The sequence below is a fragment of the Sphingopyxis sp. LC81 genome, from assembly GCF_000756375.1.
Classification (GTDB): domain Bacteria; phylum Pseudomonadota; class Alphaproteobacteria; order Sphingomonadales; family Sphingomonadaceae; genus Sphingopyxis.
In genome coordinates, this window is the sequence record NZ_JNFD01000039.1 from 46,851 (window position 1) to 59,865 (window position 13,015).

Below are 13,015 nucleotides of genomic sequence, written 5' to 3' on the forward strand. Positions count from 1 at the left end.
CCCATGAATTTCTCCATCCTCGCCGCCGCGACCACCGCCGCCCCGAAAGCTGCGCCCGCAAAGGCGGCCGCGACCGACCCGCTCGCCGACCTGCAACGCACTTGGGACATGAGCCTCGCGTGGGTGGAAATTCACTGGCTGCAGATCGGCATCGCGATCGGCGTCGGCCTGCTCATCTATTTCCTGCTGTCGATGGCCCGCCGCTTTGCGCTCAAATATGCGCGGTCGGCCGAAGGCGACCTCTCGCTGACCCACATCGCCGGGCGCGTGATCCACAAGACCAAATCATCGGTGCTCGCGATCATCGCGATCCGCATGGTCGCGGGCTATGCGCAGCCGCCCGCCGTGATCATGCATCTGGTCCAGCTCGTCTTCACCGTCGCGGTGGTGCTGCAGGTCGCGATCTGGGCGCGCGAGATCGTGCTCGGGCTGATCCAGCGCCGCGCCGCCGAGGGCAATAACGAGACGCTCAGCAACGCGATGGGCATCATCCGCCTGCTGATCAGCATCGCGCTCTTCGCGATCGCGGCGATCGTCATCCTCGACAATATGGGCGTGAACGTCACGGGCCTCATCGCCGGCCTCGGTATCGGCGGCATCGCGATCGGCCTCGCCGCGCAGGGGATATTTTCCGACCTCTTCGCCTCGCTCTCGATCATCTTCGACCGCCCGTTCCGCGTCGGCGAAACGATCAAATATGATATGAGCACCGCGACGGTCGAACGCATCGGGCTCAAGAGCACGCGCCTCCGTTCGCTCAACGGCGAATTGCTCGTGATCTCGAACACAAATTTGCTGAGCAAGGAGATCACCAACTTCGCGCATCTCCACCGCCGCCGGATCACCTTCAAGATCGGCGTCATCTACCAGACGACCCCCACCATGCTCCGCGACCTGCCGGCGTTGCTCGAGGAGCAGGTGGTTGCCGGCGGCCAGGAATTCATCCGCTCGAGCTTTTTGACCTTCGGCCCGTCGAGCCTCGATTTCGAACTGATCTTCGATGTCTTCAGCGACGATTATGATGTCGTCGCCGCGGCGCGCACCGATATCGCCATCCGCGTTTTCGACGCGATGGCCAGGAGCGGCTACGAGTTCGCCTATCCGACGCAGACGACCTTTACCGCGGCGCCCGACGGGACCATGATCATGCCCTATTCCGAGTCTCCAAAGCCAAAGGCGGCGGCGGCAAAGGCAGCGAAGCCCGGCTGACGCTACGGCGCCGCGGCTGCGGGGCTTGGCTCTTGTGCAACGCGGCAAGAGATGCCTAGAACGCGCCCCGAACCAGCAATTTCAGGGGATGACATATGGCCACCATCACGCCGCAGGAACTGCAGACCAAGGTCGGTGAGCATCTCGGCACCTCCGAATGGGTGCTCGTCGATCAGGAGATGATCAACAAGTTCGCCGACGCCACGGGCGACCACCAGTTCATCCATATCGACGAGGAAAAGGCGAAGCTGACGCCGTTCGGCGGCACGATCGCGCACGGCTTCCTCACCCTCTCGCTGATGCCGCTGCTCGGCGCGAGCACCGACGGCCCCAAGGTCGGCGGCGTCAAGATGGGCGTCAATTACGGCTGCAACAAGGTCCGCTTCCTCTCGCCCGTCCGCTCGGGCAAACGCGTGCGCAGCCATGTGAAGCTGCTCGAGCTCGAGGAAAAGCGCCCCGGCCAGTGGCAGCAGACCAATGAAGTCACCGTCGAGATCGAGGGCGAGGAAAAGCCCGCCCTGATCGCCGAATGGATCAGCCAGTTTTTCGTTTGAGCATAGCCCTCCCCGGCAAAGATTCTGCCAAACTCTTCGAAGAGGAATTACATCATGCGTGACGCCGTCATCGTTTCCACCGCCCGCACCCCGCTGACCAAGGCGGCGCGCGGCTCGTTCAACAATACCCTCGCCCCGACGCTGGGGGCCCATGCGGTCCGCGCCGCGGTCGAGCGCGCCGGCATCGAAGGCGGCGAGATCGACGACGTCGTCTTCGGCGCCGCGATGCAGCAGGGCTCGCAGACGATGAACGTCGCGCGCCTCATTGCGCTGCGCGCCGGCCTGCCCGTCACCGTCCCCGGCATGTCGATCGACCGCCAGTGCTCGTCGGGCCTGATGACGATCGCGACCGCCGCGAAGCAGATCATCGTCGACCGCCAGGATATCGCGGTCGCCGGCGGTATCGAGAGCATCTCGAAGGTCAGCGGCAGCGGCAAGGTGTTCATCGAGACCGACGCCGAGTTGATCGCGATGCACAAGGACACCTATATGCCGATGATCGGCACCGCCGAGGTCGTCGCCAAGCGCTACAACATCAGCCGCGAAGCACAGGACGAATATTCGTTCCAGTCGCAGCAGCGCACCGCCGCCGCGCAGGCCGCGGGCAAATATGACGACGAGATCGTCGCGTGCAACGCGACGATGGCGGTGGTGAACAAGGAAACGAAGGAAGTCAGCTTCCAGGACGTCGTCGCGAACAAGGACGAGTGCAACCGTCCCGACACGACGCTCGAAGGTCTGTCGAGCCTGAAGCCGGTGATGGGCGAAGGCTTCTCGATCACCGCGGGCAACGCCAGCCAGCTCGCCGACGGCGCATCGGCCGCGGTTCTGATGGAAGCCAAGGTCGCCGAAAAGAAGGGTCTCCAGCCGCTCGGCCGCTATGTCGGCATGGCGGTCGCGGGCACCGAGCCCGACGAAATGGGCATCGGCCCCGTCTTCGCGATCCCCAAGCTGCTCGAACGCTTCGAGCTCAAGATGGACGACATCGGCCTCTGGGAACTCAACGAAGCCTTTGCGGTGCAGGTGCTGTACTGCCGCGACAAGCTCGGCATCCCGAACGAGCTGCTCAACGTCAACGGCGGCTCGATCTCGATCGGCCACCCCTTCGGCATGACCGGCGCGCGCTGCGTCGGCCACGCGCTGATCGAAGGCAAGCGCCGCGGCGTGAAGTACGCCGTCGTCACCATGTGCATCGGTGGCGGCCAGGGCGCAGCGGGCCTCTTCGAGGTCTTCTGATTTGCGGCTGAGCCAACCGCGTATCGAGCCGGTCGACCTCGACCGGCTCGATGCCGACCAGCGCACCGCGCTCGAACCCTTCCTTGCCTCCGATGGGGGCAAGGTCGGGGGCGGCAAGATCCTCAACATCTTCCGCACCCTCGCCCATGCGCCCAAGGCGCTGACCGCCTTCCTCGGCTGGGGCAATTATATCCTCTCGAAGCGCAACGCGCTTTCCGCCCGCGACCGCGAACTCGTCATCCTGCGCACCGGCTACAACTGCCGCTCGGGTTATGAATGGACGCAGCACAAACGCATCGGGCTCGATTGCGGGCTGACCGAAGACGAGATTGCGCGCATCAAGGCCGGCCCCGACGCGAGCGGCTGGAACGACCTCGACCGTGCGATGCTCCGCGCGACCGACGAACTCACCGGCAATCATTTCGTGACCGACGCAAGCTGGGCCGCGCTCGCGCCGCTCGGCGACAAGGGCCGCATGGACCTCGTCATGACCGTCGGCCAATACGCGCAGGTTTCGATGATATTGAACAGCTTCGGCATCCAGGTCGAGGACGGCTGGACCGTCGACCCCGACCTCAAAGCCTGAAATTTGGGAGAAAGACGATGAGTGCCATCGGTGTGATCGCCACGCTGCGCGTGCAGCCCGGCAAGGAAGAGGCGTTCGAGGCGGTGTTCGCCGAGCTGGCGGCCGCGGTCCGCGCGGACGAACCCGGCAACAGCTATTACCGCCTGTTCCGCACCGGCGAGGCTAGCGTCTACAAGGTGATGGAATGCTATGACGACGACGCGGCGGTCGTGGCGCACCGCGCGTCGAACCATTTCCGCGACCTTAGCGCCAAGCTCGGCCCCTGCCTCGCCGGCGCGCCCGAGATCGAACGGCTCAGCGCGGCCTGACCGGCACTCAGCCGACCTCGGCGATCTCGCCCGACCGGTCGCCGAGCACATAGCGCGGCCCCGCCCCGCGCTGCGCCGCCTTGTCCTCGCGGTTGTAGAGGCCGCATTTCTTGAGCGAGAGGCAGCCGCAACCGATGCAATTGCCGAGCAGTTCGCGCGTGCGCTGAAGCGCCGCGATCTGCGCGTCGATCCGCGCACGAAGGCCGGTGCTGATCCGCGTCCAGTCGGCGCCGTTCGGCGTCCGCCCCGCGGGAAGCCGTGCCAGCTCGTCGACGATCTCCTCGAGGCTCAGCCCCAGTTGCTGCGCGATCAGGATGAACGACACGCGGCGGATATCGGCGCGCAGGAAGCGGCGCTGGCCGCCGCCGGTACGCAGCGCCTCGATCAGCCCCTTCGCTTCGTAAAAGCGGATCGCCGACACCGCGACGCCGGTGCGCGCCGCGAGTTCGCCGATCGCGATCAGGTCGGTCCGATGCATTGTCCGCGCTCCCGCTTTTCCCCTTGATCTCAACCTGACTTGAGCTTTCATAAGCCGCGCGTCAACGCGAATCAGGAGAAAACAGGTGACGCACCCCTTCATCGAGCATGTGAATCTGACGGTCAGCGATCCCGACCGCACCGCCGGAATCCTCTCGGCGATCTTCGGCTGGCACGAACGCTGGCGCGGCCCTGCGCAGGGTGGCGGGCGCACGATCCACCTTGGCAGCGACGCCGCCTATATCGCGCTCTACACCGGCCCCGACGGCGAGCACGCCGGCGCGCAATATCCGAAAGGCGCACCACTCAACCATGTCGGGGTGCAGGTCGACGATCTCGACACGATCGAAATGCGCGTGAAGGCGGTCGGGCTGACCCCGTTCAACCACGGCGATTACGAACCCGGGCGCCGCTTCTATTTCTTCGATCCCGACGGCATCGAATATGAGGTCGTCAGCTATGCGGAGCCGCGGCGGCGCTGAACGGGGCAACGACCGGCGCCCTGCCGCGTTGAGCGATCATCGGGGGGCATGAAGGAGTCTTTCGATGAGCGACGACATCAAGGCATTATTCTGGAAGGCGCTGGCCAACAGCCCCATCGTCATGGTCGGGGCGACCGGCGAACGCGAACATCATATCCCGATGACCGCGCAGCTCGACAGGCAAGCGCACGGCGTCTTCTGGTTTTTCACCGCAACCGACAACCAGCTGGCCGGCGGCGGCCCCGCGATGGCGCAGTTCGCCGCCGCGGGCCACGACCTTTTCGCATGCATTTCTGGCACTTTGCGTCGCGAAACCGACCGCGCGGTGCTCGACAAATTGTGGAACAACCACATCGCCGCCTGGTACGAAGGCGGCAAGGACGACCCCAGGCTCGTCCTGCTGCGCTTCGATCTCGACGATGCCGAAATCTGGACCGCGCATCCGGGCGTCAAAGGCATGTTCAAGCTCGCGACCGGCATGACAATGAAGGCGGGCGACTTCGGCCAACATGCCAAAGTGGCGCTGTAAACATTCGTCGCCCCTGCGAAGGCAGGGGTAACGTTAAACCACAGGCGGCCCGATCCGCCCGTCGCGAAACTCGAACCCGCCCTCGCGATCGCGCTCCAGCAGCGCCGGTCCGTCGAGGTCGACCCAGCGCGCGCGCTGCGCGAGTACGAAAGCCGGTCTGATTGCGAGGCTGGTACAGAGCATGCACCCGACCATGATCGACAAGCCCGCCGCATCGGCCGCATCGGCGATGCGCAGCGCCTCGGTCAATCCGCCCGCCTTGTCGAGCTTGATATTCACCCCGTCGTAAAAGGCGCCGATCCGCGCGACATCGGCCGCGGTCTGACAGCTCTCGTCGGCAAGGAAGGGAATCGGCGCATAGATCGGATCGAGCAGCGCGTCGGCGCCCACCGGCACCGGCTGTTCGATCATTTCGACCCCCAGATCGGCGAGCGCCTCGGCCTCGCTCAAAATGTCGATGTCGCGCCAGCTTTCGTTCGCGTCGACGATCAGCCGCGCCCCGGGCGCGCCCTTGCGCACCGCGGCGACGCGCAGCCGGTCGTCCTCGCCGGTGAGCTTGAGCTTCAGCAAGCGATAGCCGTCGGCCTCGGCCGTCGCCGCCCGCTCCGCCATCGCGCCGGGAGTGCCGAGCGAGATGGTGAATGCGGTAACACGCGACGTCGGCGCGCCGTCGCACCCCGCGAGCTGCCAAAGCCTGAGGCCGCGCTGCCGCGCCTCAAGGTCCCACAGCGCGCAGTCGAGAGCGTTGCGCGCTGCACCCGCCGCCATCAACTCCTGCACCGCCGCACGCGCACTCGCAGCATCCAGTTCGGCGATATGCGGCGCGACGCGCAAAATCTGATCGCGGCACCCCGCCGCATCCTCGCCCAGATAATAGACCGGCGTCCCCTCGCCGCGCCCAAGCTCGCCCTCTCCCTCTATTTCGGCGACGACCACATCGACGTGCGTCTTGGTGCCGCGGCTGATCACGAACGCGCCGGCGACCGGCCAGCGTTCAACACGTGCGCTTTTCAGTTGGATAGCCATGCGGGAAGGCTAGTGTAGATCGCGATGACCGGCAAATCCCTTTCCGAACGTATCGGCGACCTCGGCCACCGCCTCGCGGTCGAGGCGCACGCCGCCTGGCTCGCCGCGCGCGACCCGCGCGTGCCCTGGCTCGCGCGCCTGCTCGCGATCGCGGTCGCGGCCTATGCGCTGTCGCCGATCGACCTGATCCCCGATTTCATTCCGGTGCTCGGCTGGCTCGACGATTTGCTGCTCGTGCCGCTCGGCCTGTGGGTCGTGCGCCGCCTGATCCCCGATCCACTCTGGGCCGAACTCCACGCCGCCGCCGAAACCGCGAGCGAACGTCCGTCGAGCCGCGCCGGCATGGCGTTCATCCTGCTGCTGTGGGCGGGGCTGCTCTATATTGTCTATTGGAGCGTACGGACGTCGCCCTGGCACTAAATGCCGGACAGCGAAAGGCGGGTTCCTTATCCCGCCGAGAGACAGACGACGCCCGCCGTCACCGTCAACGCACCCAAAATCTTCTGCAGCGTCATCCTTTCGTGCAGCACGAATGTCCCGATAAGTGCCGCAAATAATATGCTGGTTTCGCGAATGGCAGAAACGCCGCCCATCGTGCTTCGGCTCATCGCCCAGACCGCGATGCAATAACCAAGTGTGCCCAATATCCCTGCGCCGATAACCAGCGCCCCCGCTTTTCCCCGAGGCAGGCGGGGAGCTTGCCGCCTGATGACGATGAAGGACAGGGGAATGAGAAATCCCGCCACAACAGCTTGCCAGGCGGCATAGCTGGTGGCGCGTTCCGACAGGCGGACGCCAAGTCCATCAACAACCATATAGCTGGCGATAAAGATCCCCGTCGCAAAAGCGGCGATGGTCGACTTTGAATCGGGGCGGTTGCTTCCGAGCGTCAATAAAATGATGCCCAACGAGACGCAGGCAATTCCTGCAAGCCCCACGCTACTCGGCAACTCGCCCGCGACCAGCGCCGCGCCAAATGTAACCAGCAGGGGCGCGCTCCCGCGTGCGATCGGATAGACGCTGGACAGTTCGCCGTGACGATAAGCCCGGACCAGAAACAGGCTATATCCGATCTGAAGCAAGGACGAGAGGATGAGATAGGGCCAACTCGGCAGGGCGGGCGCGCCCAGGGCCATGGCAAAGGGCAAGGCCGCGATGGCTCCGACCAGACATATGATCGCCAACGTCCAGAAGCGATCCTCGCCATTCCTGACGATGGCGTTCCAGATGGCGTGGATGAGCGCCGAAGCGAGAAGCAGACCGACGACTATTGGGGACATTTCGGTCTCGATGGTTAGCCGCCGTGCGCGCGGATCCATTTCTCTACCACCGGCGCAATCTCCTCGCGCCACTTGCGGCCGTTGAAAATCCCGTAATGGCCGACGCCCTTCACCATCAGATATTTCTTCTGGTCGGCCGGCAGCGCCTTGGCGATCGTCAGCGCCGCCTTGGTCTGGCCGATCCCTGAAATATCGTCGCGCTCGCCCTCGATCGCGAGGATCGCGATGTCCTCGATGACGCCGACATCGACCGGCTGGCCGCGGTGCGTCATCTCGCCCTTCGGCAGCAGGTGGCGCTGGAACACGACATCGACGGTCTGCAGGTAGAATTCGGCGGTCATGTCGCACACCGCGCGATATTCGTCGTAGAATTCCTTGGTCTTGTCGGCGCTCTCACCGTCGCCATCGACCAGATGTTTGAACATCTCCCAATGGCTCATCATGTGATTGCCAAGGTTCATCGACATGAAGCCGGCAAGCTGCAGGAAGCCCGGATAGACGCGGCGCCCGGCGCCCGGATAATAAGCCGGGACGGTCGCGATGACATTTTCCTGGAACCAGGCGTGCGGGCGCGTCATCGCATGGTCGTTGACCGCGGTCGGCGCCTTGCGCGTGTCGATCGGGCCGCCCATCATCGTCAGCGTCTTCGGCCGGCACTTATGCTTGTTCGCTGCCATGATCGCCGCGGCGGCGAGGCTCGGCACCGAAGGCTGGCACACCGCCAGCACATGCGCGCCGGGGCCAATATGCTCGAGCCACGAGATCAGATAATCGACATAATCGTCGAGGTCGAACTTGCCGGCTTCGAGCGGCACGTTGCGCGCGTCGCGCCAGTCGGTGATCCACAGGTCATGGCCGGGCAGCATGCGTTCGACCGTGCCGCGCAGCAGCGTCGCATAATGGCCCGACATCGGCGCGACGATCAGCAGCTTGGGCGCATCTTTCGACCCCTTATGCTTGAAATGCTTGAGCTGGCCGAACGGCTTGCGCGCCTCGACGACCTCGGTCACGCGCACCGTTTCGCCCTCGACGATCGTCTCGTACAGCTCGAACCCCGGCTTGCCGCGCGGCGCCGAGGCATGCGCGAACACTTCGAGCGCGGAAGCAAACATCGGGCTGCCGCTGAAATAGCCGAGCGGATTTGCCGGATGCTGCATCACCTGCGCACCCGCGGTCGCCAGCGCACTCGCGCCTGCGAGCCAGTTCTTCTGCATGTCAAAAGCGTGATACAGCATATTCGATTCTTCCTTGCGTGACCCCGGCGGCGCTCTTCGGCACCTGCTCATTGGTTAGCAGTCTAGGGGCTCATCCTCATTGTGCAATGCATCAAAATCGTTGCGAGGCGTACCGAAGTCGAATAATCTGCGGGGAACGGCGCATGATGTGCCGATGGAGTGACTATGTCTGAGATTGCGGGCGACCGCTAACATCCCGGCGTAATCGGGATGTGCGCAGCGTGCGGACCAACGGGTCCGCGCGCCTTTGTTGCTTGATAATCCCGGATAATCCCATGAATATTTCGAAAGCGGAGCAGCGCATGCTCCATGTCCTGGCGCAGGGCGGCATGATCCGCCATCGGCGCGGCGAAAACGGTCATATCGTCGAAGCTTTGTGCTTCACGCGCGATGGCCACGTCCTCGCCAATACCGGCCTGCCCTTGTTCAACCGCCTGCGGCGGCGCGGTTTCATCGGCTCGCAGAACGGGGCGCCATACCGCATCACGCAGGCGGGTCTTCGCGCCGTGCGCGCGCAGCTCGACAACCGGTGACGATCGGGCGTTGATGATCGGGAGCGCGGCGCGGGTCGCCGCGCTCCCTTTTCGGCCGACAATATCGCCCCGCTTCAAAGCGCTTGAAGCCATGTGTCATTCTGCGGCGTTGGGCGGCATCGGCGGGGCTGCTAGGGCCGTCGTCCATGGCGACCACATCCGACAAATCCGACCCGCCCCGCCGCAAGCTCGGCAGCCTGCGCATGGTATGGCACTATGCCAGCCGTTATCCGCTGCAACTGGTCATCGCCGGGATCGCACTGGGGATTGCCGCGCTCGCGACGCTCGCCATTCCCTACCAATTCAAGGCGATGATCGACAGCGGCTTCATCGCCGGCGGCGGCGACGTCGCCCCGCATTTCCGCCTCTTCTACGCTATCTGCATCGCGCTTGCCGTCGCGACCGCGCTGCGTTTCTATTTCGTCAGCTGGCTGGGCGAGCGCACCGTCGCCGATATCCGCCAGGCGGTGCAGCAGAACCTGCTGCGCCTCGCGCCCGGCTTCTTCGAGGAAAACCGCCCGTCTGAAATCGCCTCGCGCATGACGTCGGACACCGCGATCATCGAGCAGGTCGTCGGCACCACCGTCTCGGTCGCGCTCCGCAACACCGTGATGGGCATCGGGGGCATCATCTATCTGTTCAGCCTCTCGCCCAAACTGACCGCGGGCATATTGCTCGGCATCCCCCTGATCATCCTGCCGATCGTCCTCCTCGGCCGCCGGCTCCAGAAAGTCTCGCGGACCAGCCAGGACCGTGTTGCCGATATCGGCGCGACGACCGCCGAACAGATGGGCGCGATGAAGATCGTCCAGGCGTTCGGGCAGGAAGCGCGCGAGGCCGACCGTTTCTCGGTTGCGGTCGAAGCCAATTTCGCGACCGCCAAGCGCCGCATTCGCCTTCGTGCGATCATTACAGCGACCGTGATCGGCCTCTTGTTCGGCGCGATCACCACCCTGCTCTGGTACGGTGCCGAAGGCGTCGCGCAAGGGACGATCACCGGCGGCACCATCGCCGCCTTCGTCCTCACCGGCGTGCTCGTCGCGGGCGCGTTCGGAGCATTGACCGAAGTCTATGGCGACCTGCTCCGCGCCGCGGGCGCCGCCGAACGGCTGAGCGAGCTGCTCAATGCCGACGCGAGCATCGCGCCGCCCGCGAATCCGCGCCGTTTCCCCGAGCCGCCCCTCGGCACGCTCGAATTCGATCATGTCGAATTCCACTATCCGACCCGCCCCGATGCGCCAGCGCTCCATGATTTCAGCCTTGCGATCCATCCGCGCGAGACGGTGGCGATCGTCGGCCCCTCGGGCGCCGGCAAGTCGACCCTGTTCCAGCTCGCCGAGCGCTTCTACGACCCACAGCGCGGCCAGATCCGCCTCGACGGCGTTCCGCTCACCGAAGCCGACCCCGCCGACATCCGCGCGCGCATCGCGATGGTGCCGCAGGAAACGGTGATCTTCGCCGCGTCGGCGCGCGACAATCTCCGCTACGGCAATTGGGCCGCGACCGACGAAGAACTCTGGGAGGCAGCGCGCGCCGCCAATGCCGAGGAATTCCTGCGCAAACTGCCCGACGGGCTCGACACCTTCATGGGCGAAGGCGGTGCGCGCCTCTCGGGCGGCCAACGCCAGCGTGTCGCGATCGCGCGCGCGCTGCTCCGCCGCGCTCCGCTGCTGCTGCTCGACGAGGCGACCTCGGCGCTCGACGCCGAGTCCGAGAAACTCGTTCAGGACGCGCTCGAAACGCTGATGCACGACCGCACGACGATCGTCATCGCGCACCGCCTCGCGACCGTGCGCGCCGCCGACCGCATCATCGTGATGGACGACGGCCGCATCGTCGAAGAGGGCAGGCACGACGAACTCGTCGCCGCCGACGGCCTCTACGCGCGCCTCGCGCGGCTCCAGTTCCAGGACAATCTCGCCGCCGCCTGACTCAAGTTCGATCGACCGAAGGAAATGATGATGCTCTACGACCTGACCGTACCCGCCTGGCAGAACGGCCTGAGGGCCCTGTCGGGAGAGCTGTCGCGGGCGCGCGCTTGGGGTGAGGAAAACGGCATCGGCGAATTGCAGTTTGCGGTCGCGCGCCTCGCACCCGACATGTTCCCGCTCGCCGCGCAGGTCCGCTTCACCTGTGTCCAGGCGCTCCAGCCGCTCGTCCGCCTCGCCGACGCCGAAGTCCCCGAATTCGCCGAGGACGCGATCGATTTCGCGGGAATGCAGGAACAGATCGCGGCGACGCTCGCGGTCCTCGATGCGATCGATCCCGCCACGCTCGGCACCGACCTCGATCGCGCGGTCAGCTTCCCGCTGCCCAACGGCATGATCTTCGACATGCGCGCCTTCGACTATGTCCGCGACTGGGCGCAGCCGCAATTCGCCTTCCATCGCACCGCGGCCTATGCGGTGCTGCGCCACATGGGCGTCCCGCTCGGCAAGGCCGATTATGTCAGCTATATGATGCGCTATCTCCGGCCCGGAACGGCTCCCGCCGCCTGAGGCGGCGGGAACCCGCCAGGGATCAGATCAGACTGGCGTAATTCTGGATCCCCGGAAAGGCGAGCTTCGATCCGCCATTGCGCCGGATCGCCCCGATCGCCTCATCGACGCGCAGGTATCGCGCCCGCGCTTCGGGTTCGAGCAGGATCGCGGCAGGTTCGGGACGCTCGGCCGCCTGTTTTACCAACATGCCCAATTGGGCCAGATCGACGGCCTCGTTGTTCCAGCGGATCACGTCGACGGTATCGATCGTGACTCGATTTTCCTCTTTGACGGGAATGCCTCCCGTATCTCCGGGCAACATGACGTCGACACTGTGCGTCGGCGGCGGGATGGTGATGATGAACATCACGAGCATCACCAGCATCACGTCGATCAACGGCGTGGTGTTGATATCGGGATCACCATTGGGGTCGGCACGAAAAATGCTGCGATGAAACCTGCTGCGATTGCGCATCGTCTCTCTCCCGCTGGGGGAGGACGCACCGCGCTTGACGGGCACCACCCCCTCATCGAGGGCCCAAGACCATCTCACGCCCTGAAAGTGATGGTATATCATACTGCGAAACGAGCAAGCAGAAACTGGAAAATGAGCAGCGGACGATTACTGCCGTACAAAGCGCGCATAAAGAAAGGGCGGCACCTTTCGGCACCGCCCTTCTTTTTTCGTTCCGTCCCAGTCGGGAGCGGAAACCGGTCTTACATGCCCGAGTTCGGACCGTAAGTGATTTCCACGCGACGGTTCTGGTCGTTGCGGACGCCATCGGCGGTTGCAACGGCCGGGCGGCTTTCGCCGAAGCCCTGCGCGCTGATCGAGCCATCCGAGATACCGCGAGCGGTGAGATAGCTGCGAACCGCGGTGTTGCGACGTTCCGACAGGCCGACGTTGTACTTGGCCGAACCCGAACGGTCAGCGTGACCGGCGAGCATGACCTGCGTACCCGTGCAACCACGGTTGTAGGCGCTGATCGCGTTGTCGAGCGTCGAAGCCGCTTCCGGCGTGATGTCCGACTTATCCCAGTCGAAGTACACGATATACGGTCCCGGTGCGCATTCCACGAC

The 13,015-nt window shown here is 64.8% G+C and carries 17 protein-coding genes; 11 read left to right on the forward strand and 6 right to left on the reverse strand.

Annotated elements, in window-relative coordinates; genetic code table 11:
• Positions 1–3 precede the first annotated feature (3 nt).
• From FG91_RS18275 to FG91_RS18295, 5 genes are all read left to right on the forward strand, one after another.
• Complete coding sequence (locus FG91_RS18275; protein ID WP_037517862.1) at positions 4–1,209, forward strand: mechanosensitive ion channel family protein; 1,206 nt, start codon at positions 4–6, stop codon at positions 1,207–1,209.
• Positions 1,210–1,304: 95 nt separating this feature from the next.
• Positions 1,305–1,763 (forward strand): MaoC family dehydratase, encoded by a 459-nt coding sequence (locus FG91_RS18280; protein WP_037517865.1) that lies wholly within the window; start codon positions 1,305–1,307, stop codon positions 1,761–1,763.
• Positions 1,764–1,817: 54 nt separating this feature from the next.
• On the forward strand, positions 1,818–2,999 hold the full coding sequence (locus FG91_RS18285; RefSeq protein ID WP_037517867.1) for an acetyl-CoA C-acyltransferase: 1,182 nt from the start codon (positions 1,818–1,820) through the stop codon (positions 2,997–2,999).
• 1 nt (position 3,000) lies between these two features.
• Positions 3,001–3,585: a carboxymuconolactone decarboxylase family protein gene (locus tag FG91_RS18290; protein WP_037517869.1), complete on the forward strand. Its 585-nt coding sequence runs from the start codon at positions 3,001–3,003 to the stop codon at positions 3,583–3,585.
• Positions 3,586–3,602: 17 nt separating this feature from the next.
• Positions 3,603–3,893 (forward strand): putative quinol monooxygenase, encoded by a 291-nt coding sequence (locus FG91_RS18295; RefSeq protein WP_037517871.1) that lies wholly within the window; start codon positions 3,603–3,605, stop codon positions 3,891–3,893.
• Between the two features lie 7 nt (positions 3,894–3,900).
• Here FG91_RS18295 and soxR read toward each other — a convergent pair whose 3' ends face one another.
• Positions 3,901–4,371, reverse strand: a complete 471-nt coding sequence (gene soxR / locus FG91_RS18300; protein WP_037517873.1) for a redox-sensitive transcriptional activator SoxR — start codon at positions 4,369–4,371, stop codon at positions 3,901–3,903.
• A gap of 85 nt (positions 4,372–4,456) precedes the next feature.
• Here soxR and FG91_RS18305 point away from each other — a divergent pair, with 85 nt between their 5' ends.
• A complete protein-coding gene (locus FG91_RS18305) occupies positions 4,457–4,852 on the forward strand; it encodes a VOC family protein (RefSeq protein ID WP_037517875.1) in 396 nt (131 codons plus the stop codon).
• A gap of 64 nt (positions 4,853–4,916) precedes the next feature.
• Positions 4,917–5,381, forward strand: a complete 465-nt coding sequence (locus tag FG91_RS18310) for a pyridoxamine 5'-phosphate oxidase family protein (RefSeq protein ID WP_037517878.1) — start codon at positions 4,917–4,919, stop codon at positions 5,379–5,381.
• A gap of 33 nt (positions 5,382–5,414) precedes the next feature.
• Here the strand turns inward: FG91_RS18310 and FG91_RS18315 are convergent, their stop codons facing one another.
• The gene (locus FG91_RS18315) at positions 5,415–6,407 is read right to left on the reverse strand and encodes a dipeptide epimerase (protein WP_037517881.1); all 993 of its coding nucleotides are present in this window, start codon (positions 6,405–6,407) and stop codon (positions 5,415–5,417) included.
• Between the two features lie 24 nt (positions 6,408–6,431).
• Here FG91_RS18315 and FG91_RS18320 point away from each other — a divergent pair, with 24 nt between their 5' ends.
• Positions 6,432–6,827: a YkvA family protein gene (locus FG91_RS18320; protein ID WP_081940669.1), complete on the forward strand. Its 396-nt coding sequence runs from the start codon at positions 6,432–6,434 to the stop codon at positions 6,825–6,827.
• 26 nt (positions 6,828–6,853) lie between these two features.
• On the opposite strand, the gene FG91_RS18325 is transcribed toward FG91_RS18320, so the two are convergent.
• Positions 6,854–7,726: a DMT family transporter gene (locus FG91_RS18325; protein ID WP_052187871.1), complete on the reverse strand. Its 873-nt coding sequence runs from the start codon at positions 7,724–7,726 to the stop codon at positions 6,854–6,856.
• Entirely contained in the window at positions 7,702–8,922 is a 1,221-nt protein-coding gene (locus tag FG91_RS18330) for a polyhydroxyalkanoate depolymerase (RefSeq protein WP_037517883.1), read from the reverse strand. Before FG91_RS18330 ends, FG91_RS18325 begins: the two co-directional genes overlap by 25 nt.
• A 329-nt stretch (positions 8,923–9,251) precedes the next feature.
• On the opposite strand from FG91_RS18330, the gene FG91_RS18335 reads away from it, so the two are divergent.
• The 3 genes from FG91_RS18335 to FG91_RS18345 all read left to right on the forward strand — a co-directional run bounded on the left by FG91_RS18335 (position 9,252) and on the right by FG91_RS18345 (position 11,953).
• Positions 9,252–9,455: a YjhX family toxin gene (locus FG91_RS18335; protein WP_235212092.1), complete on the forward strand. Its 204-nt coding sequence runs from the start codon at positions 9,252–9,254 to the stop codon at positions 9,453–9,455.
• Positions 9,456–9,601: 146 nt separating this feature from the next.
• On the forward strand, positions 9,602–11,386 hold the full coding sequence (locus FG91_RS18340; protein ID WP_037517887.1) for an ABC transporter transmembrane domain-containing protein: 1,785 nt from the start codon (positions 9,602–9,604) through the stop codon (positions 11,384–11,386).
• Between the two features lie 24 nt (positions 11,387–11,410).
• Entirely contained in the window at positions 11,411–11,953 is a 543-nt protein-coding gene (locus FG91_RS18345; protein WP_235212091.1) for a DUF1993 domain-containing protein, read from the forward strand.
• A 22-nt stretch (positions 11,954–11,975) separates the two neighbouring features.
• Here FG91_RS18345 and FG91_RS18350 read toward each other — a convergent pair whose 3' ends face one another.
• Positions 11,976–12,410, reverse strand: coding sequence for an ExbD/TolR family protein (locus tag FG91_RS18350; protein WP_052187873.1), 435 nt, complete (start codon positions 12,408–12,410; stop codon positions 11,976–11,978).
• Positions 12,411–12,652: 242 nt separating this feature from the next.
• Positions 12,653–13,015: OmpA family protein (locus FG91_RS18355; RefSeq protein WP_037517922.1), on the reverse strand; the 363-nt coding region annotated here is incomplete at its 5' end.